This window comes from Leptolyngbya sp. NIES-2104, assembly GCF_001485215.1.
In the GTDB taxonomy this organism is placed as follows: Bacteria; Cyanobacteriota; Cyanobacteriia; order Leptolyngbyales; family Leptolyngbyaceae; genus Leptolyngbya.
Genome location: NZ_BBWW01000001.1, coordinates 1327245 through 1348713, shown reverse-complemented (window position 1 = coordinate 1348713; position 21469 = coordinate 1327245). Strand labels below are relative to the sequence as shown.

Below are 21469 nucleotides of genomic sequence, written 5' to 3'. Positions count from 1 at the left end.
GCCCGAAATTCATTTCAGGGCGGGGTGCAATCGAAGCGAAAAGACTTTCTATACGTTTCAAACTCCCTCTTACCGTCGATCGACAAACCATCGAATAAACAACTTCTCCAGTTCGATCCAAACAAAGATCAACGCACTAAAGCCCACACAAACCATCAACTCCGTAAAGCTCAGAAAATGCGTACTAAAGAAATTCCGTAATGGCTCTACATAGATCAGCATTAACTGAAGCATCACCGTAAACACCACCGAAGCTAACATAAACGGATTCGAGAACGCATTCACCTCAATAAACAATCGGGTATTCGATCGAATTGCCAAAGCATGACCCATCTGCGCCAGACACAGCGTGGTAAACACCATCGTTTTCCAGCGATCGCGCTCTAACAATCCCCCTTGTACCTGCTCGGTATACCCATACGCCCACACCATCATCGTGATCGTCACCACTGCCAGCACAAGCCCGATCCGAATCATATAAGCCCCTAGTCCCCGCGCAAAAATGCTTTCTTGCGTATCCTTGGGCGGATTTTTCATCACGATCGGTCGTCCTGGCTCAACCGCTAACGCCAACGCAGGCACCCCATCTGTCACTAAGTTCATCCACAAAATTTGCAACGGCGATAACGGCACTCCGCCGAGTCCTAACAACGGAGCCGCCGCGATCGTCATCACTTCCCCGATGTTGCTGCCCAAAATATACCGAATAAAGCGCCGAATGTTGATATAAACGACGCGCCCTTCCTCGATCGCGGATACGATCGTCGAGAAGTTATCATCGAGCAGCACCATATCACTCGCTTCTTTACTGACATCTGTACCTGTGATGCCCATCGCGACCCCGATGTCCGCTTGTTTTAGTGCAGGTGCATCATTCACGCCATCGCCCGTCATAGCAACAATGTGTTTGCGACGTTGCAAAGCTTGAACAATCCGTAGTTTATGTTCGGGTGAAACACGAGCATAAACACTCACTTGATCAACTTGACTTTCGAGTTGTGAGGCATCGAATTTTTCTAATTCACGACCTGTTAAGACTCGATCGCCTGCACGAGCAATGCCCAAATCTTCTGCAACCGCCTTCGCTGTTAACTGATGATCACCCGTAATCATCACCGGACGAATTCCAGCACTCCGACACCGGGAAACCGCTTCACGCACTTCTGGACGAGGCGCATCGAGCATTCCCACCAAGCCTAGCCAGACTAACTCCTGTTCAGAGCGGTTTTCTGACGATTCTGGAGGAATTTCGTTCAAGGTTTTATAAGCAAACCCCAACACTCGTAAGCCTCGACTTGCCAGCACATTATTCCGCTGAAGAATGCTGTTTCGTTGTCGATCGTTCAAGCGTTCAGTTCCGGTTGCCGTCTCGATATGAGTGCATCGCTCTAAAGTGAGTTCTGGCGAACCCTTAGTAAACATAAAGTAGGGCTGATAGTTCTGATCCATCAATGCCAGACTCAAAGTTGACTCATGGCGATGTCCTTGAGCATCGACGATCACACTCATTCGCTTTCGTTCTGATGAGAATGGGAACTCTGCTACACGCGGCAACCATCGGTCTTTTTTCTGCTTGTCTAATCCTGCTTTTGCCGCTAGAGAAAGCAATGCGCCTTCAGTTGGATCACCGAGAATTGCCCACTCACCTTGTTCTCGTTGCAGCACCGCATCATTACACAGCACACAGGCAAGTAACAAGGCTTGCAGATCGGGATGCTGATTTGGCTCGATCGTACGATCGTCAATCAAAAACTCACCATTCGGGCTGTATCCTTCACCCGTAACTTTTACAGAACATTCGTGCGTGTGAACGGCTTGCACAACCATTTTGTTTTGCGTCAAGGTTCCCGTCTTATCAGAACAAATCGTCGTCACAGAACCCAGAGTTTCAACAGCGGGAAGCTTCCGAATCAGAGCATTTCTTCGCACCATTCGCTGAGTTCCCAGCGCCAGTGTTACCGTAATCACCGCAGGCAAGCCTTCTGGCACGACTGCAACTGCCATACTGAGCGACACTTTAACTAATTCTTCAAACAAACTCGGCTTGAATAAGGTGCCACCCACGATCGTAATCGTCACGAGAATCAAAGCACCGGTCACTAAAGTATTGCCGAGTTGATTCATCCGCTTCTGGAGTGGAGTCGGCTCAGTCTCAACCGATTGTAAGGCTGCCGCAATTTTTCCTAGCTCGGTTCGCATTCCGGTTTCTGTAACTAAAACCGTTCCACGTCCCTGAACGATTTCTGTCCCTTCAAACACTAAATTAATGCGATCGCCCAACGGGGCATCTTCTGGCAAAATCACTTCTGCTTGCTTGGTGACAGCATGAGCTTCTCCGGTCAAAGCAGCTTCACGTGCTTGTAGATTAATCGCTTCGAGCAATCTGCCATCGGCTGAAATCTTCACTCCTGCCTCTAACAGCATGACATCGCCTGGAACGAGGTCTTTAGAATTGACCTCCATCGGTTTACCATCGCGCAGTACCCGAACTCTCGGCGAGGATAATCCTTTCAAAGCGGCTAACGCTTTCTCGGCTCGGCTTTCCTGAAGATAGCCCAGAGCACCATTGAGCAGCACAACAACAAAAATGGCAACCGCATCCTTGGGAAATGGAAAGGTACCGGTAGTGAATCCTTCCCGGATGTCTAAGATTGCAGAAATCACCGCGACTGCAATCAGCATCAATAACATGATGTTTTTGAATTGATCCCATAAGACTGCTAGGGCACTCCTGCTGCCCGTTTCGGTGAGTTCATTGGCTCCGTACTTCTCTAGACGATCGACCACAGAATCGCTCGTGAGTCCATCGGTGCGATTGCTCCGAAGATTGTAGAGCGATTTCTCTGCTTCCAACGTGTGCCAAGCCACAGTCGTTACTGGCTCAGCCATAACTGGGGGAGACATCGAAGACATAGTATTTAATTCCAAAAAAGCTATTCTGAGTTATAGCACTATTTTTTAGTAATTTAATAGTCTGCTTAGCACTATTAAATGGTTTGAATAAGATTGATGAAGTTCGATCGAGTTGGTTACCGTTCGGCTACTTAGACGCGATAGAACTCTGCTCAAATCGAACACAAGCATTGGCAATTATTACCGCTCGAATTTGAAGCAGGATTGTGCAGACAGCAATTTCATTAATCGTTCGTAAAAGTTCTTGTATGATGTTGATCAACCTACTATATGCTGGAATATCTCTTGAAACAGATTGGCTACCAGATTGTTCACTCGATCGCTGGGCGAACTCGGATTCGGGTTTCCTGGCTCGAAACGGATGTGGAATCTGCCAGCAAATACCAACGACTATTAGAAGCATTGAGTTATGTCAATGCGGTTCGGCTGAATCCACTCGCACACTCGATCGTGATTGAGTACAACTCGAAACAGATTAGTATTGCAGAAGCAGAAGAACTCTTCATTGGTTTAATGCAGCAAGTTAAACTGACTCCTCCGATTCAGACAACTACGATCGAGACTCCACCCGAAGCGGAACCTGATGAACCTGAGCCAGTTTCTGAAACTTCTCAGTCTGCCCCAGTCCAATCATCTGTCATTCCTGAAATCCCTTCTCCTTGGGATGAATCTGTCTCGATCGACGAAACTCCAAGCACTCTAGCGCCGGAAAGTTCGCTTCCCGAACCTCATTCCACCGCATCACTCGCGGAACGATTAAAAGTGACTTCGCAAGCGATTACACGCCGTAGAACAAAAGCAGATTTTCAGATTTGGACGCAAGCTCAAGATCCAGAAAGAATCGCTTGGTACTATGACGCAGTTTCTCGATCGTTTCATCCTGTTACTGCTAGACCAGACTCACATAAAATAGTAGAAAGCATAGACGAGACTCTAAATGAAAAGAGCAAGCTAGCAAAACCAGATTTAACTTAAACGCGATCGACTGCTCACAAGCAATAGCTGCGATAAACTTTTTAACCGTCCTAACCCAAGGTACAGAGACTATAATCAATTACATTGTTGTTTCGGATTACAACATGTCTACTTTACTTCCGATTGGCAGCATCCCAGGTCTTCCAGAAGCTAGAGTCATTCTTGCAAATCAAGGGTTTGTTCCACTTCCAATGCTTGAGACTCGAAGTACAACCGTTCATACATTCCTATCGATTGATCCACCAGAAAATGCAGATGAAGAGTTTTGGAAAGCAGTCGGAGAATGTCTTGTGCTTGCAAGCGCAGGCGCGATCGTAGCGGGTACAATGTCGGGTGGCATTGCCGCCTTACCAACCTTTATGCAGGTGTTTGGTGCAAAAGCAACAACACGCGGTTTAGAACTCGTTGCCAATCAACTCAAAATTGTCACCCAAACGACTTATAGCGATTGGGGCTAACTTTCGATCGCATAAAAGCCCTTCAACGTCGCATCATACTGCCAAGCTTTTCCTTCAGGATCTTTTTTCTGTGCCCATTGCTTGAATTCTGGCTTCGATCGCTGAGGAGTCAACGTCTGAAACGGAACGCCTAAGCGTCTTGCAAGTTCGCCTTGTCGCAAAAATTCCGCCGCAGTTTGTAGCGCTGGAGTGGTTCCTTGCTGAATCGTTTTGCGTGATTTTTGGCGACGAGATGCGATCGGGGTGGGAGTTTGTCGATCAAACAACGGACGCGCTCCATGAACAAACTCAGCTACAAAAGCAGAACTATTGTTCGTAATCACATTCACTACTGGATTCACACCCAAAATCATGCCTCCTCCAATCTGAATCAACAAGTTTGGCAATACAATCATTGCTGTATTTTCGTAAACCACTTGAATTGCTCGTTGCGCGATCGCGATCGCCTCGATCAAACCGCGCAAATCTTCGTGCATTAAGACAACATCCGAACCATCAGGCTGAGCAGCAAACGAAATCGAAACATCCGCTTGAATCGCAGCAAGTTCATGACTTCCAACAAAGGCAACCGTCTTACCCTGATGCCGCAGTCCAGACACAAGCATTTCCGGTGAAGTTTTCTCACAGATATGCGGCTGAGGAATGTTAATCGAATGGTGTTCTTGCGTAACCCAGTAAATTTCAATCCCTTGACGCTGTAGTTCTGCGATCGTCGTCTGACTTTCAGCGCGTAATCTTCCAACTGGATCGAGCAAGCCAGTTTGATCAAAAACGATCGCATCTAATCGAGAAAGTAGCTCTAAAGTCCGTGCACTCCGAATATAGATACCGTGACTTGCTGAGTAAGTTAACGCGCTGAGTAACGTCGTATGAACAGAGATGGGAATTCCACTTCCAAAGTCGAGTTGAAACGGCGAAACGGCTGCTCCAAAGTTCCCGGTTAGCGCAAACATTGCTCCACCAAACAAAATCGTCGGGAAGATTGCACTTCTCAAAAATTCAGCTTGCAGCACCCCAATCTCTGTGTCATGCACTGGAGCAGATAAAGTAAGCTGAGCAACAATACCAATGCGAGTCTTGCACCCCACTTGTTCTGCAACAATACAAAGCTTGCCTTCTAACACTTGTGTGGTCGCATAAACGGCTTGTCCGACAGAACAAACCACTGGAATATTCTCTCCAGTTAAATTCTGCTCATTGATCAATGCTGTGCCTTCTAACACCCAGCCATCCACCGGAATCGATTCGCCTGAATGAACGACTACACGATCGCCCGGTTGAATCGTTCCCACTGCCATCCATTTCCGTTCTCCATTGAGTTCAATCCATCTCGGTCGATCGAACTCTTCTAAAATTGCTCGTGCGGCGCGTTCCCGTTGCTCTGCCGTAGTTCCGCGCAACGCCCGTCGCACTTCGACTAAACAAGTTTTCAAAGCGGGAGCCGCATACTGTCCCTGTAAAGTTTGCAAGGTCATCCAGAGCGAATCTAGCAGATCAACATTGGGCTGACGCTGTGTGACCAAGCTCTCAGTCGCTCGAACAAACCACGGCATTGCAGCTCCTGCGATCGCGCTTCCAACAACGATCGCAGGTAACTCTAAAGGAACCGCTAACAATGCCACTGCTAAACTCACCGCAGGCAAGCCCAAATCCTGCCAATGATTGACTTCAGGTTCAGCCTCTTCAAAAGATTCAGGCGGATCGATCGTCGCTGCTAGATCCGCAACATCAGATTTCCATAGACAAGTGAGCACCTGTTGCTGCATGATTTCGCAGTTTCTTGCTTCATAGGTAATCACGATCGAGCAAGCGGCTGAATTGATGCGAACATCGGTTACGCCTGCAAGCGATTCGATTTGCCGATTTAAGCGATTGGCAAAATCGATATCGCCGCACAATCGAGGAATACGGAGGCGTAACCGTCCGGCAATACTGTGGACGATTTGATAATTCATTGCAATCAGCGAATTCTTTTGGCGAAGAAACAATGCTGCTTATGGAGCTATTATCGTAAGCCAAAACCACGTTTTCCAATTGCTTTCTGTTGCAAAAGTTATGTTTTACAGATTTTGTATGATGGCTTTGTCGATCGAGTCCATTGCACGATCGCAAAGACGCAAAAGCAAATTCAGCGATCGCGATAGAATGAAAGGCATTCCTATCCCCATGCGGTGTCTATGGAAACGTCGATCGTACAATCTTCGACCAGTCCGGTTACTCCTGAGTGGGAGATGCCGACCCCGCCGACTGATCTCCCTTTTGACGATGGAGTCCCCTTGGAAAGCGCCCGCCATCGCATCGCGATGAATCTCCTAATTCGTTCAGTCCAGTTCGCCCTTAGAGACCGCACTGACTTCTTTGCAGGCGGCAATATGTTTGTCTATTACAGTCGCAATCAAGCGATGAATCGGGACTTTCGTGGACCGGATTTCTTCGTCGCGCTCGATGTCGATGGCAGCCGAGAGCGAAAATCGTGGATTCTATGGGAAGAAGACGGGCGGTATCCTGATGTGATCGTTGAGCTTTTATCTGCTAGCACAGAACGAGTAGACCGTGAGGATAAGAAGCGCCTTTATGAACGGATTTTTAAGACTCCCGATTATTTTATCTTTGATCCGTTTAACCCCGATTCATTGCGAGGCTGGCGGCTCCAACTGGGTCAAGGCTATCAACCGCTGCAACCGAATGCACAAGGCTGGCTCTGGTGTGAAAGTTTACAGCTCTGGTTAGGAACCTGGGACGGCGTAATCGATCGAGAACCTGCTACCGGAACTTGCCAATGGTTGCGATTTTATGATTCGGATGGGCAGCTTGTGCCACTACCCGAAGAGGCAGAACGAGCTAGAGCGGAGACAGAACGAGCTAGAGCGGAGACAGAACGAGCTAGAGCGGAGGCAGAACGAACCAGAGCGGAGGCAGAACGAGCCAGAGCGGAGCAGGCGGAGCAAGAAAATGCACGTCTGCTGGAACAACTCCGCGCACGAGGAATTGATGTGGATGAGTTGCAGATCTAATGTTCCGATGTCTAATTCAAGCATCAGTCGTGATCAGCGTTCTTCTTGTGTGGTCAATGACTCGATCGTAACCAGAGCGATCGAAAGTCGTGGAGATAATCGCGCATCGAGTGAGGCGGATGTCCTAGCAGTTTGGGTAGCGTATCGTCTACCGCTTCTGCTTGTCCATATCGTAATCCGACGTGAAGAATCGTCTGAATGGCAATCTGAGCGATCGGCATTCGGCGGCGCAGTAAATGAAAGCCATAGCCTGGAATACTAGCGGGTTTGTAGACGATCGTGCGATCGAGTTCTTCAGAGAGAAGCGCAGCAACTTGATCAAACGACATTGCTTCTGATCCAGTCAGCGTGTAACTTTGTCCTGTGTGTGCATCCGGTTCCAGCAGCGCCTTGACCGCGACTTCTGCAATGTCGCGTCCGTCAATGAAAGCGACTAAACCCTGACCCGCAGGCACAAATAAGCGATCGTTTTCCACAATATCCGTACGGTAGGCACCTCCTAGATTCTGAGCGAAAAAGCCCGGTCTGAGAATCGTCCAGCCGCCAGGATTCTGCATCAGGTGTTGTTCTACTCCATAGTGAGGCACGATCCGATTGTCGGCTGCTCCTGCAACCGAGACAAAGACAACCTGACGGACACCTTCCTGCCGCGCCACTTCGAGAAATGGGTTGAGCGTTTTGCGGGTGTCGGCAATAGCAGGCGGACGCAGCAGAAACACGGCATCGCATCCCTGTACCGCAGTACGATAGGTACGAGCATCGAGAAAATCAAACCGAACGGCTTCCCCGCCCGTTTGCTGTGCCCGCTCCAAATTTCGCAGCCCGACTCGAAAGGGAATCTGACGATCGCGCAGTCTTTCAACCACTGCCGCTCCTACATTTCCCGATGCTCCCGTTACAAAAATCATGGCAATTCGCTGTAAAAGATTGTAGAAAACTGCATAACTGGCTGAGTCTGAAGGCGGAATAATCATAGCAACCTTTCACCTTCAGAAAAATTCCATGTTTAATCAAATCAAGACTGCATCGATCGGGTTAGAACCACTAGATCGCCTCACTTCGAGTTTTTCAGCGCTTGATCCATTGAGAGATTCAAGCGAAACATACCGTCAAATTAGTCGATCGCGCTTTGTTCCCGCACTCGAAAGATACTCGGAAGCAACACCGGATCAATCACTCTCAGCGATCAGTGCTCAACTCGACTTCTACGACGATTTCAATCCAACCCGTGGAGCAACGTTTAAGGATGATTATCGTCTCAATAGTGCAGCGGGTGGACAGTTCCGCATTCAAATGAACTCATTAGAGTTCGATACTTACCTTCAGCTAATCGACTTCAATACAGGAACCGTTCTCACTGACAACGACGATACTGGAAGTTCCAGCAACTCAGAGCTAACAATCACGATCGAAGCTGGCAAAGATTATCTGATTCGAGCAACCAGTTTTGCGCTCTATGCGATCGGAAGCTATGAAATTGAAGCTCAACAGATTAGCACTACACCGACACCTCCGACAAGTAGAGCATTCAACAGCACATACGGCTATGGATTGGTTGACGCAGCCGCAGCCGTTGCTCAAGCAATCTCGCAATCGCGATTCGCAGATATCCCTAATTTGGGCGGTAGAAACTGGGGAAACGATATGATCAATGCACCAGAAGTTTGGGCGAGAAACATCACAGGTCGAGGAATTACAGTTGCTGTGATTGATTCTGGAGTCGATATTACACATCCAGATTTAGCCAATAACATTTGGGTGAACCGTCGCGAAGTTGCCAGCGATGGTATTGATAATGATCAAAATGGCTACGTAGATGATCTTTATGGCTGGAACTTCGGACAAGGACAAAACAACAACAATGTCATGCCTGGAACTTCTGATCCAGGTCAGAGTCACGGAACTCACGTCGCGGGCACGATCGCAGCTTTAAACAATGAGTTTGGAGTAACAGGAGTTGCGCCGAATGCTCAGATTATGGCATTAAGACTCGGAGATGTGTCTAACAATCGCTTCACGAATGGGGGAAATTTGGCTCAAGCGATTCGCTACGCGGTTGACAATGGAGCGCGAGTGATTAATCTGAGTTTGGGCTGGTCAGATTCGGCTGAATTGGCAAGTGCATTATCTTATGCGGCTGCTCGAAACGTGATTACAGTCAGTGCTGCGGGTAATTTAGCTGAGTCAGCGCCCAGCAACCCTGCAAGTTATGCCACGCGCTGGGGCTTGTCTGTTGGAGCCGTCGATCGTAATAGCGCGATCGCATCTTTCTCTAATCGAGCCGGATCAGATCGTTCGCTTCGGCATGTCGTTGCACCAGGAGTAGAAATTTACTCAACGGTTCCAGGCAACTATGATTTCTCTAGCGGTACATCGATGGCGGCTCCTGCGGTGGCGGGTGTTGTAGCCTTGATGCTAAGCGCGAATCCAAATCTCACGCATGATCAGGTGCAACAGATCATTACAGGATCAACGAATCGGTTGTCTACTGTGAATCAAACTTTTGCGATGATTGACTTCAACCAAGCCGCGATCGCAGAAACAAGCCTAGATTACGCACTTTCTACTTGATGCTTTCTGCTTGAACAGGCGGCATGACGACTTTTCGAGCGATTCCTAGGGTTTTGAGTGTTTGAATTGCCCACCAGGTCACATCGATCTGCCACCATTTCCAGCCTGCTTTTGCCACATTCGGATAAGCATGATGATTGTTGTGCCACCCTTCTCCAAATGCAAGCAGGGCTATCCACCAGAGATTACGCGACCCATCTTCGGTGTCAAAGGTTCGATTGCCAAACAGATGAGTAGCTGAGTTGATGAGCCAAGTTGTATGCCAGAGTAATACAATTCGGACAAACACACCATAGACCACGAACGACCAACCGCCAATCGCATAAAGCAGCAGTCCGATCGGCAGTTGAAGGAGTAGAAAATAGCGATCGAGCCAGAGGTAAAACGGATCGCGAGCTAAGTCAGGCGCATATCGATAATAGGTATCAGTCGAAAAGAACTGATCACGCGGATAAAGAATCCAAAGAATGTGACTCCACCAGAAGCCGCGTCGAGCAGAATAAGGATCTTTCTCGACATCTTCAGTAAAAGCGTGATGGAGTCGATGTCCAGCGACCCAGAAGATCGGACCTCCCTGCATCGCAAGTGCGCCCAGAAAGCCAAAGGTATATTCTAGTGCCTTCGGAACTTGGAAACTACGATGAGTCAATAAACGGTGATAACCCAAACAGATGCCCAAGCTGCCGAATAGCCAATGAAGTGTAAGCATGACTCCGAAGGCTGACCAGGAGAAGAACCAAGGTGCAAGGAGCGCGAGGAGATGAACTGTACTAAAAAAGATCACATTCGTCCAGTTTAGTACGAGCGGTTGTTCTGTCGAAGCAGAACTAAAGGATTGACCAGTCACAAATTTCCTTAGATGTATTGAAGTATCGGTGTAACAAAGCCTGAATTGTGCTGCATATCACTGATTCCAGCCTTGGAGTGGTTGCCTTTCACGATGCCCTCACCTCCTGTAAAGCTGACGGATTGAGCATGATGAAAAATAGAAACCTTCGCAAATATTGCAGTTGCAGATTTGACTCAAGGTTGATATGTTCTAATACAACAGAAAACATTCAATCTCGTTTATACCTTTTTAGGGAGAGATGCAGAGCATCATCTACGGCTTTTGAAGGGTTCACCAGAATTTGTATCAGTTCTACGCAAGTTATACATCAAATCAAACACAACCTTTCACAGGAGTCATCGATCGCTTGATGACAGCCCGCGATCGAGTCTTTCTTTAGTTGACTTGCAACTTAAAGTTTAAACCTCTACCGTTAATTAAACATTCTGGTGATTCCCCTATGGCAATTAAAGAAAAACCAACGCCGCCGCGATCGCGCTTAGTCTCAAATATTCTATTAGCAGTGTCAGGCGCGTTCCTGCTTGTGAATTTGTTTCTGCCAAATCTGTTTGGTGCTCAGGTTCCGGCTGTTCCTTACAGCTTGTTTATTCACCAAGTGCAAGAAGGAGAGGTGAGTCAAGTTTCAGTCGGTCAAAATCAGATTCGATATCAACTGAAAACCGAAGACGGCACTCCGGGGCAAGTGTTTTCGACGACTCCGATTTTTGACTTAGAGTTACCTAAACTTTTAGAAACAAAAGGAGTCGAGTTTGCAGCAACGCCACCATCGAGAAACGGTTGGTTCACTAGCCTGCTCGGATGGGTGATTCCGCCGCTGATTTTTGTGGCGATTTGGCAGTTCTTTTTAGCACGAGGCGCAAACGGTCCGCAAGGAGCATTGTCGATCGGGAAAAGTAAAGCGAAAGTCTATGTCGAAGGAGAGGCTGAAAAAATTACGTTTGCTGATGTTGCCGGAGTCGAAGAAGCAAAAACTGAGTTAGTCGAGATTGTCGATTTTCTCAAGACTCCAGCCCGTTATACCGCGATCGGCGCAAAGATTCCGAAAGGTGTATTGTTAGTAGGTCCGCCTGGAACCGGAAAGACATTGTTGGCGAAAGCGGTTGCGGGAGAAGCGGGAGTTCCATTCTTTAGTATTTCGGGATCTGAATTTGTCGAACTGTTTGTCGGGGTCGGTTCTTCACGAGTCCGCGATTTGTTTGATCAAGCGAAAAAGCAAGCTCCTTGTATTGTGTTTATCGATGAACTCGATGCGATCGGGAGATCTCGCAGCAGCAACGGTATGTATGGTGGTAATGATGAACGCGAACAAACGCTGAATCAATTGCTCACTGAAATGGATGGATTTGCGGCGACCGATGCCACCGTGATTGTATTAGCAGCAACCAACCGCCCCGAAGTGTTAGATCAAGCACTCTTGCGTCCGGGTCGATTCGATCGACAAGTGTTAGTTGATCGTCCTGATCTTTCCGGTCGGGATGCGATTTTGAGAATTCACGCTCAGAAAGTAAAGCTGGGTGAGGATGTCAATTTAAAGGCGATCGCAACTCGTACTCCAGGATTTGCCGGAGCCGATCTTGCGAATTTGGTGAATGAAGCTGCACTATTAGCGGCTCGAAATCAGCGCTTAACGGTCGCTCAAGCGGATTTTGCAGAAGCGATCGAGCGGGTCGTGGCTGGACTTGAGAAAAAGAGTCGGGTGCTCAATGAAACCGAGAAGAAGATCGTGGCATATCACGAAGTCGGTCATGCTCTCGTCGGAGCCTTAACAACGGGAAATGGTCAAGTTGAAAAAATCTCGATCGTGCCTCGCGGTATGGCGGCTTTAGGCTATACGTTGCAGCTTCCGACTGAGGATCGCTTTTTGCTCAATGAAACCGAACTGCGAGGTCAAATTGCAACTTTATTAGGCGGGCGATCGGCAGAAGAAGTCATTTTCGGCAGCATTACCACGGGTGCATCGAACGATTTACAGCGTGCCACTGATCTTGCTGAACGCATGGTAACAACTTACGGTATGAGTAAGGTATTAGGACCGTTAGCTTATCAGCAAGGACAACAAGCGATGTTCTTGGGCGATTCGTCCAATCCTCGGCGGATGGTGAGCGAGGATACCGCAAAAGCGATCGATATCGAAGTCAAGGAAATCGTAGAAACGGCACACGAAGATGCCCTAGCAATTCTGCGGTTGAATCAAGACTTGCTAGAAACGATCGCGAATCAACTGCTTGAAACTGAAGTGATTGAAGGCGACACATTGCGGAATCTGTTAGGCGAGGTTCAATCTCCAAATCAAACTCCAGTGTCTCACGAAGTCGCTGTGTAAGTTCCAATAGGCAGAAGCCCGACGCTGTAATTTCTGGTTCAGCGTCGGGATGCAGCACATAGTCAAGAATCGTCGATCGCTGATTTGTCTCTGCTCAAGGGCTGATGCTTTCTGCCCGACGACTTGCCACGATGGTAACCATCGGTGAAAGGAGAATGGAAATGGAGCGGACAGTTAGCGATCGAGACGGCATCACTTGGTCGTGTGTTGAGGCATTCACTGGACTCTCTGACGATACCCAACACTCAGAAGCCGCCCAAGTGAAAGGGCAAGAAAATGCCTACTGGGTCGTCTGTACACCGAGCGGCGGGGCGCAGTCCGTTCGGCTCAAGTTATCCGGCGATTGGCAGAATGATTACTCGGATGAAGCACTATTGCAAAAAATTGCAGGACAGTCTCACTAATCAGTGTTTGGCTCTTATCGATCGTGCTTAGGGATCTGCTATCTAACAAAATCCTATCGTTCATTACGTTCACTCGCCCCGGAATGGAATTCGGGGCTAACAGAACGAAGTCCACTGAAGGGGACTGAAGAGCCTAGGTTTACATTCTTTAGTCAGTTTCAACTGACTTCGCACGGTTAGCCCCGAGTTCCATTCCGGGGCGAGGCAGTGCTGGGAACGAAGTGATTTATTATTGGCATCTATTTTTAGGCAACTCCCTTAGAGGGTGTTTGAAAAGTATAAATAGTTCCTTCGCTCCGTTGCGCTCCCGCCCTGAAATGAACGACACTTTTCAAACATCCTCTTAGGTCGTAGTTCTCCTATGTCTGCTGACGGGCGACCAACTGAGGAAAGATCAGACTTCAAGCTTAAATTGTCAAGTTATAAATGCACATCTATGACCATTCCGGCATGGCGTAACCGTTCGGCTAAAACATCACCTAATCCAGTCGCTGGCGTGAGAATACCCCCTCTCGCCACACCCCCACCCCCTGGTAACTCATCGGGTTGAAGTGCCAAGCTTAAAGCAGCTTCACAGATAAATTTGACGGTTGCTCGATTACCAGGATCGCCCTGATCTCGAATCAGTCCTCGTACCTGCCGTCCGTCAGATGCAGTGCCCACCAATTCACAGGAGAACCAGCCCTCATTCATTGTTTGCTCTGAGGGTCCACTTCCGGGCTGCGGCAAGACGGGTTGCACGAGCGATCGCAGTAGAGGTTGTTGTAACACTCCTACAAACAGTCCCAATCCTGCGGTTAACCCTGTTGCTTTCAGCCCTGCCAGTGGTTCATCGAACTTGAGATACTCTTGGTACGTGAAGCCAGTCCCATAAGGTTCCTGCCATTCTTCATACAAGGCGCAACTGCGGCGAACAATGCGAGTGTTGACAGGTCCCATAAAGAAAGGAGCTATCCAAGTTTTCAGATCTGGATCAAACGATGGCAGTTGTGGGTCACGATTTCGATCGATCTGTGCTTGAGTCTGATTTCTAGATGGATTGAGTAAGAAAGGTTCGTTCATTTGTGCGATCGCTTGTGAAGTGTAGAGATTAAACGCAGAAGCGAGTGTTCCTCCATTAAAACCACCCGCCGCTTGAAAATAAGCCTTCACTTGATTGCAGGATAGATTGAATTCTCGTTGCAGGTGACGCACGACAAGATAAGCACCCAGATCAGACGGCACAGAATCAAAGCCACAACAGGGAATGATGCGCGTACCGTCGATCGCTGCTTGTGCGTGGTAGCGATCGATTAACGTTCTCACCCAAGGCGTTTCTCCGGTGATATCGACGTAATGCGTTTTGAAACGAACACAAGCATCGACGAGGGCATTGCCGTAAAGGGCAAAAGGTCCAGCCGTAGTGAGAATGACCTGAGTTTGAGCAACAATCGCATCAATCGCCTGCTGAGCTTGACTGTCTGCAACTAACACATCCACGGTTACGCCAATTTCATCTCGAACGGCTTCTAACTTCTGGCGATTTCGTCCAGCGATCGCCCAACGGACGGGTTCAGAAACAGCATGACTAGCGAAATACTGCACTGTTTGTTTGCCAACAAATCCGCTTGCACCGTAGAGAACAACATCATAAACACGTTCAGACATCGTAGAAGTACTCCTAGCAGAACTTCAAATAGCCCCGAAAGGCTTGGCGTTTCGTTTGGCTTCAGCGATCGTATCAGATCACAGTCAGCGAATAAACTTTAGACCACCGTTTCTGGCGATCGACAGAAGATCGTTTTACAATAGATACGTACTGTTAGGTTTAATCAAACTTCTAATTCGTTTTCAAGAAAGATGTTTGTTTTAGAACTTAGTTTTACACGCCTTGAATTGAAGTTGGTATGAACCCATTAAAGTTACGTTCTGAACGCTGTTCACCCTTTGGAAAGTTGATTTTGCGGTATCTTGAAAAGAACCCGCATACCAATATGAGTCAGCTAGCGCGGCAGGTTGGAATTTCGCGGGCAGGATTGGGCTGGCTCTGTCTCAAGCAGGGCGCTCCCGACGAAGAAACTGCTAAAAAAATTGCTCAGATCATCGAAGTTGATCTGACTCAGGTTGCTCGTTTAGTGCATGAAAGCAAATTAGAAAAGTTAGCAGCACAAAATAAGCTGACCTATGCAACGAAGTTCAGTAAGGTGGGAACGAAGCAGCCAGTTCCAGTCGAAAACGCGATCGCAGGTCTCAATATCGTCGTTCGTGCATTTCACGAAGTCATTCAAACCATTCCCGAAGAGGATCAACCATCAGACTTTCAGATGTACAAGCAAGCATACGAAATTGTCAAAGGTCAGTTTCTAGGCAATCGCAAAGTCTCTAAACGTCAACAAGCCCGGTCAGGAAACTAAGCAAAATTCTGTTTGATCTAGACAAAAACTCTGACTAAACTGCTAGCGTTGCGCTCCAAGAACTAATTTCCAAAAAGATGCAACCCAATCGCGAGGAATAAATCTTGGCAGCGTTGCTAAAATTTGATTACCGAGATTGCCAGGAATGACGATCGAGTGCCGTTTTTCTAGTGCATTCAAGGCATCGCGTACAACGACTTCAGCAGATGTTTCTACAACTGACGAGAGTTCGACCAGCGTTGGCGGAAATCCAGCTTGCTGAAAAAATTGCTTTCCAGCAGAACCCGGACAAACTGCAAGAACGTGAACTCCATAGCTACGATTTTCTGCCCACAATGCCTCACTAAAGCTTAGGATAAATGCTTTTGTCGCGGCATAGATAGAAAAATACGGCATTGATTGAAAAGCTGCGACTGAAGCAAGATTGATAATGCTTCCTGAACGGCGTTGCCGCATGGGTTGTAGAAACTGATGGGTTAAATCGACGAATGCAGCAACGTTTAGTTGAATGATTTGAAGTTGAAACGCTCGATCGCGTTCTGCAAAATCACCATAGTCTCCGGTTCCTGCATTGTTGATTAATAGATCGATCGTGCAGTTCTTTGCCTGTGTGGTTTCAAAAATCGTTGTGGCTGCATTAGAAGCCGTTAGATCTTGAGCAATCACATCAACTTTGACGCGATACTGCGATCGTAACGATCTAGCCAAGTCTTCTAACTTATTCTGAGAGCGAGCCACTAAAACTAAATTCATGCCACGAGATGCAAGCTCTTGAGCAAAAGCCGCTCCAATTCCTGCGGAAGCTCCGGTGATTAATGCCGTTGTCATTCAATTGAAGAGATAAAGATTCAGCACAGTGTAAGGAGCAGTACACTTCACTTACAACCTTCTCTGGAGTGAAAACAGAAAAAAGCCTCTCGTACAAGAGGCTTCACATTCTTAAGTTAAAACTACATTGCTTCCATGACTTGCTTGAATCGATTCAAATCTTCATCAAGCTGCTGCTGCGGACTTTCACCGAACAAGTTCGCAACCGCTGCGCCGGCAATACCAGCGGGCGGGTTGTACTTCATCGTTACTTTGACTTCAGTACCGCTTCCATTGGCGCTGCTGAATGCAACTGAACCAGTACTATCAACTTCCGCCCCTTCTAGAGATTTCCAGACGATCGATTGGTTTTCCTTCTCATCGATAATCTCAGCATCCCATTCGACGGTAGTACCGAGTGGTGCTCTCGCAACCCAATGCGATCGCGTCTCATCTAAAACTTTGACCGCCTCCAGGTGACGCATAAAGCGAGGAAGATTCTCGAAGTTGCGCCAGAATTGGTAAAGCTCTTCAGGCGACTTCTGAATCATCACACTCTTTTTCACGTCAATGCTGGTGTCTCCAACAATCTCTTCGGTCGTTCCAATAATGCCTTGCTTGATTTCATCCACCTTTGCAGAAAGCTCTTTGCGAGTTTCCGCCTTGAGCAGATAGCGAGAAACAAACCAAGCCGTGTAAGCCAATCCAATCAATTGAAGAAGTGGGCTAATCAAAGGCAGATTGGTGACAAAATGAATCAAACTCAAAACTACTTTGACAGCAAAAATTGCTGCTCCAACAACCAGCAAAGTGATCACAAGTGGCTTGTACTGCTGCCAAAAGTCTGCAACGTATTTGAACGGGTCGTTAAAGAAGTCTGCAATCTTCGCTTGATCGCGTTCCCATGCGAGTCGGCGCTGCGCCTCGATTTGCTGCTCTGCGGTGAGTGCAGGCGGATTTGCAGCTAACTCAGCCATCACTTCTTCTACGATTTGTTCGTCAGTTTGAGAAAGCTGAGTCGCGGAATTGGTTGAAAATTCTGTAGTCATAATCGTTGTACCTTAAATTTTGAAAACAGGTAAAAAAGCAGTTTTTCATACAGGCAAGGATTTAAAATGACGGGTAAAGCCCTGAATGCTCTACCTGTCAATCCTGATTTAAGCGTTAGCGTTTGGTATTTACGCCTTTATCGATCGTCGGATTGCCATCGACATTCAGATCGAGTTCTTCACGGCGAACTTGCTCTTCTGCGGTGACGGTTTCTTGCTCAACCACTTTCGTCACGCGAATTTCTTCCCGCACAAAAGCTTCTTTGTGGACATCGGGCACTTCTTCGTAGACTTCCATCCGAGCGACCTCGCCTTCTACAAAGTCCTTAGCACCCGGAACAACCGTTTGACCCGTTCCAGGAGTTCGCTCGATTACAATCCGCTCTTTCTCGATTGGCACAGAAACTCGTGCAGTCTCAGTTTCAACGTGTTTACCAACCGTGACTTCGCCTGATTTGCGGCGAGTCTTGCTGGCAACTAACCGCTCTTGATACAGTCTTAAGCTTTGGTGATCAGTATCATTGAGATTATACAAATCAGGATCGCGATCGTACCCGTAAGAATTGCGATCGTAAGCTGTGGTCGTTGCAGCAGGACGATAAACACCGCGGACTTGCTCTTCGTGATCATAGTCTACGATCTTGTTTTCGTCGTACTCAGGTAAGCGTTCCACTTGAGCTTTAGTCAGATTCTTCGCGTAAACGCGGCGGTCTTTGAATTCAATTCGCGCATTGCCGATCGGGAGCAGGACTTGTTTACCGAGAATCCACGCTCCGGTATGAATCACGAGATAGCGAAATTCGCCTTGGTCATCGACTAACACATCATCGACTGAGCCAATTTTGCCGTCACTAGAGTAGAGATCAAACCCAACAATATCATCTCCACCTGAATAATCACGATAGTCTGGATCAAAGTCTTTAATCTTATGAAGTGCCATATTGAATTAACCCAAGTAAAGTAAAAAATGTGTTTCTACTTTAGAATAGGGTTCGTTCAAGGTCGCTTCATCTTCCAAATGAAAGGGGATGTTGGATTGAGAGGAATACCTTTATTCGTGTGGTTGAAGTCGAAATTAAGGTAGAGATAGTGTGTCTAGCCCAACAATGCTACAAGTTAGACCCGCCAAAAGTGTTGTCAGTTCATCGAACTTGATGGGTTTGGATAGAACTGCTTGAAACCCAGCAACGAGCGCTTGTTTATAGGCTTCTTCGGTTCCCAGTGCAGTGACTGCGATCGCGGGCATCCGTCCGCCTTGATTCGGGTGTAGCTGCCGGACACGGCGAAGTAATGAGTACCCATCTTCACCGGGCATCGCAATATCACTGATTAGGGCATCGATCGGAGAGTTGCGAATGTAGTCTAAAGCTTCCTGCACAGAATAAACCGTTTCGACTTGCACTTGATACGCTTCGAGTAGCAGCGTAATGAGTGAGCAGTCATCGACGCGATCATCGACAACCAACACCTGCAAACCTTTCAAAAGTGAGCTTGGCTCAGACATACAGCTTCTCTACTTTTCGACAGATAGAACGTTCTACGTTTCAAACTATAAAGTCATCCTTAAGAAAGACTACCCTATCTAAAGTTAGATTTGCTTCTATTAACTTTTGTAACCCTGAATTTACCTTGCAAGAAGATTCTAAAGATCAATTTTCGGCTGTTCGCCCAGTGACATAGCGAATCACCATGACTAGCTCGGCAAGTTCAACAGGCTTAGGAACGTGCATTTGAAATCCAGCAGTCAAGGCTTTGATTCGATCTTCGCTGCGAGCATAAGCCGTGAGCGCGATCGCAGGTAAACGATACCCTTGTGCCCGGACTTGTTGCAGCAGCTGATAGCCGTCTTGTTCTGCCATACCAATATCAGAAACTAAAACATCTGGCTGATCTACGCTCAACATTTGTAAGGCTTCAGTTGCAGAAGCGGCAGTTTGCACGATCGCGCCACATCCAGTCAGCAGCATCGTTAATAATTGACGTGCATCGGCTTCATCATCGACAACGAGGATTTGCAACCCTTGTAGGGCGGATGGATTATCTACGATTTGATTGATCTGCATGATTGATGGAGATTGGTTAGCTTGGGGCATTTGTACGGCGGGTAGCGGTAATTGAACCGTGAAAGTTGCTCCTTGTCCCTCACCTAAACTGGCAGCCCGAACAGAGCCGCCGTGTAATTCTACTAAGTGCCGCACGATCGCAAGTCCTAATCCCAATCCTCCATAAGTTCGAGTCGTGCTGCTATCGGCTTGATGAAACCGCTCAAAAATATAGGGCAAATATTCGGCACTAATGCCTTTGCCGCTGTCGGTCACGATGATTTCAAGATGCGATCGCACTCGTTCTAATCGCACCTGAACGCGCCCGTGTTTCGGCGTAAATTTGACCGCATTTGAAAGCAGATTCCACACAATTTGCTGTAAACGAGTGGCATCCCCTAACGCCGCTCCGGTGGTTGGGTCGAGGACCGCTTGCAGTTGAATTGATTTCGCTTGTGCAGTCGGACGAACTGTATCGATCGCCGCTTCGATCACAGGCACCAGTTCCACAGGCTGTAATTCGAGTTGAAGCTTTCCGGTAATAATACGAGAAACATCGAGCAAATCTTCGATCAGTTGTGCCTGCGATCGCGCATTGCGCTCGATCGTTTCGATTAGTTGCATCGATTCAGTTTCGCTCAGCTTTCTTAAGCGCAACATTTGACTAAAACCAATGATTGCATTTAGCGGTGTGCGGAGTTCATGGGAGAGTGTGGCTAAGAATTCATCTTTGAGCCGATTGGCGCGTTCGGCATCGCTGCGGGCGGATTGTTCACGTGCTAAAAGCTCTGCTCGTTCGGTTTCTGCCTGTTTGCGATCGGAGATTTCGCGCTGAATCGCGATCCAGTGAGTATACCAGCCTGTTTCGTTCGCGATCGGGACAATGCTTAACTCTGCCCAGAACTCGGAGCCATCTTTACGATAGTTGAGGACTTCCACTTCGACCGATTGCCATTGTTTTAGTGCGGTGCGAATGCGATCGAGAATGGCGCGATCGGTGTTCGGTCCTTGTAGAATGCGGGGTGTTTTTCCGATGACTTCTTCGAGCGTGTAGCCAGTCATGCGAGTAAACGCACGATTTGCATAAAGAATGCGTGGACCAGGCAAATCAAAGGGTTCTGCTTCGGTAACAATAATGACATCGTTTGCGTTCACGACTGCTGATTCAAACAATCGAAGTTGTTCTTCGGCTTTTTTACGCTTGCTGATGTCGAGAATAAAACAGACTCCTTGTTCTTGTGATCCTTCGAGAAAAGCACCTCCTACTAAAATCGGTAAACGGCTGCCGTCTTTGAGAATATATTCTTTCTCAAAGGGGGTGAAGACTCTAGACTGTCGCATTTCTGCTAAAGCACGATCGTTAAGATGAAGCTGCTCCGGTGGTGTAAGATCATCCCAACGCACAACGCCCGCTTGTAATTCTTCGCGACTGTAGCCGATCATTCGCAAATATGTTTCATTTGCTTCGTAAATTTGACCGCTGACATCCCAAAATTTAATGCCAATGATGCTAGAGTCAATCACCCGTCGAAACAGAGCTTGATTGTCCTGTAAGGCTTGCTGAATTTGCTGAAACTGAGTTTGAACGGTTTCTAATTGTTTAATGCGCTGACGGAGTGCAGTATTTTCTGCGATTAATTGCGCTTTGGTCTTGAATTCGTCAGACATTG

General features: G+C 47.6%; 17 protein-coding genes. 7 read left to right on the top strand and 10 right to left on the bottom strand.

Features of this window, described 5'->3' with window-relative positions; genetic code table 11:
* Nucleotides 1–69: 69 nt before the first annotated feature.
* Entirely contained in the window at nt 70–2889 is a 2820-nt protein-coding gene (locus NIES2104_RS06130) for a cation-translocating P-type ATPase (protein ID WP_225895211.1), read from the bottom strand.
* A gap of 294 nt (nt 2890–3183) precedes the next feature.
* On the opposite strand from NIES2104_RS06130, the gene NIES2104_RS06125 reads away from it, so the two are divergent.
* Both NIES2104_RS06125 and NIES2104_RS06120 read left to right on the top strand, forming a co-directional pair.
* Nucleotides 3184–3888: an HMA2 domain-containing protein gene (locus tag NIES2104_RS06125; protein WP_058996738.1), complete on the top strand. Its 705-nt coding sequence runs from the start codon at nt 3184–3186 to the stop codon at nt 3886–3888.
* A 104-nt stretch (nt 3889–3992) separates the two neighbouring features.
* A complete protein-coding gene (locus NIES2104_RS06120) occupies nt 3993–4346 on the top strand; it encodes a hypothetical protein (RefSeq protein ID WP_058996737.1) in 354 nt (117 codons plus the stop codon).
* Here NIES2104_RS06120 and NIES2104_RS06115 read toward each other — a convergent pair.
* On the bottom strand, nt 4343–6301 hold the full coding sequence (locus tag NIES2104_RS06115) for an HAD-IC family P-type ATPase (protein WP_058996735.1): 1959 nt from the start codon (nt 6299–6301) through the stop codon (nt 4343–4345). The two genes, NIES2104_RS06120 and NIES2104_RS06115, sit on opposite strands and share 4 nt — an antisense overlap.
* Nucleotides 6302–6523: 222 nt before the next feature.
* Between NIES2104_RS06115 and NIES2104_RS06110 the strand changes: the two genes are divergently transcribed.
* Nucleotides 6524–7360 carry a Uma2 family endonuclease gene (locus tag NIES2104_RS06110; RefSeq protein WP_058996733.1) on the top strand — a complete coding sequence of 279 codons (837 nt, stop codon included), beginning with the start codon at nt 6524–6526 and terminating at the stop codon, nt 7358–7360.
* A 53-nt stretch (nt 7361–7413) separates the two neighbouring features.
* Here NIES2104_RS06110 and NIES2104_RS06105 read toward each other — a convergent pair whose 3' ends face one another.
* Entirely contained in the window at nt 7414–8334 is a 921-nt protein-coding gene (locus NIES2104_RS06105; RefSeq protein ID WP_225895210.1) for an NAD(P)H-binding protein, read from the bottom strand.
* Nucleotides 8335–8362: 28 nt separating this feature from the next.
* Here NIES2104_RS06105 and NIES2104_RS06100 point away from each other — a divergent pair, with 28 nt between their 5' ends.
* Nucleotides 8363–9931 carry a S8 family serine peptidase gene (locus NIES2104_RS06100; RefSeq protein WP_058996731.1) on the top strand — a complete coding sequence of 523 codons (1569 nt, stop codon included), beginning with the start codon at nt 8363–8365 and terminating at the stop codon, nt 9929–9931.
* On the opposite strand, the gene NIES2104_RS06095 is transcribed toward NIES2104_RS06100, so the two are convergent.
* The gene (locus tag NIES2104_RS06095; RefSeq protein ID WP_058996728.1) at nt 9924–10778 is read right to left on the bottom strand and encodes a fatty acid desaturase; all 855 of its coding nucleotides are present in this window, start codon (nt 10776–10778) and stop codon (nt 9924–9926) included. The two genes, NIES2104_RS06100 and NIES2104_RS06095, sit on opposite strands and share 8 nt — an antisense overlap.
* Before the next feature lie 442 nt (nt 10779–11220).
* Here NIES2104_RS06095 and ftsH4 point away from each other — a divergent pair, with 442 nt between their 5' ends.
* Entirely contained in the window at nt 11221–13104 is a 1884-nt protein-coding gene (ftsH4, locus tag NIES2104_RS06090) for an ATP-dependent zinc metalloprotease FtsH4 (RefSeq protein ID WP_058996726.1), read from the top strand.
* A gap of 161 nt (nt 13105–13265) precedes the next feature.
* On the top strand, nt 13266–13508 hold the full coding sequence (locus NIES2104_RS06085; protein WP_058996724.1) for a hypothetical protein: 243 nt from the start codon (nt 13266–13268) through the stop codon (nt 13506–13508).
* A gap of 420 nt (nt 13509–13928) precedes the next feature.
* Here the strand turns inward: NIES2104_RS06085 and NIES2104_RS06080 are convergent, their stop codons facing one another.
* Nucleotides 13929–15155, bottom strand: coding sequence for a trans-acting enoyl reductase family protein (locus NIES2104_RS06080; RefSeq protein WP_058996723.1), 1227 nt, complete (start codon nt 15153–15155; stop codon nt 13929–13931).
* Between the two features lie 239 nt (nt 15156–15394).
* On the opposite strand from NIES2104_RS06080, the gene NIES2104_RS06075 reads away from it, so the two are divergent.
* Nucleotides 15395–15901, top strand: a complete 507-nt coding sequence (locus NIES2104_RS06075) for a winged helix-turn-helix transcriptional regulator (protein WP_072218034.1) — start codon at nt 15395–15397, stop codon at nt 15899–15901.
* 42 nt (nt 15902–15943) lie between these two features.
* Here NIES2104_RS06075 and NIES2104_RS06070 read toward each other — a convergent pair whose 3' ends face one another.
* The 5 genes from NIES2104_RS06070 to NIES2104_RS32635 all read right to left on the bottom strand — a co-directional run bounded on the left by NIES2104_RS06070 (nt 15944) and on the right by NIES2104_RS32635 (nt 21467).
* Nucleotides 15944–16729: an SDR family oxidoreductase gene (locus NIES2104_RS06070; protein WP_058996719.1), complete on the bottom strand. Its 786-nt coding sequence runs from the start codon at nt 16727–16729 to the stop codon at nt 15944–15946.
* Nucleotides 16730–16851: 122 nt separating this feature from the next.
* Complete coding sequence (locus tag NIES2104_RS06065) at nt 16852–17757, bottom strand: CAAD domain-containing protein (protein WP_058996717.1); 906 nt, start codon at nt 17755–17757, stop codon at nt 16852–16854.
* A gap of 115 nt (nt 17758–17872) precedes the next feature.
* Nucleotides 17873–18697 (bottom strand): DUF2382 domain-containing protein, encoded by an 825-nt coding sequence (locus NIES2104_RS06060; RefSeq protein ID WP_058996715.1) that lies wholly within the window; start codon nt 18695–18697, stop codon nt 17873–17875.
* 135 nt (nt 18698–18832) lie between these two features.
* Nucleotides 18833–19261, bottom strand: coding sequence for a response regulator (locus NIES2104_RS06055; protein WP_058996713.1), 429 nt, complete (start codon nt 19259–19261; stop codon nt 18833–18835).
* A 145-nt stretch (nt 19262–19406) separates the two neighbouring features.
* On the bottom strand, nt 19407–21467 hold the full coding sequence (locus NIES2104_RS32635; RefSeq protein WP_058996711.1) for a PAS domain S-box protein: 2061 nt from the start codon (nt 21465–21467) through the stop codon (nt 19407–19409).
* Nucleotides 21468–21469 lie beyond the last annotated feature (2 nt).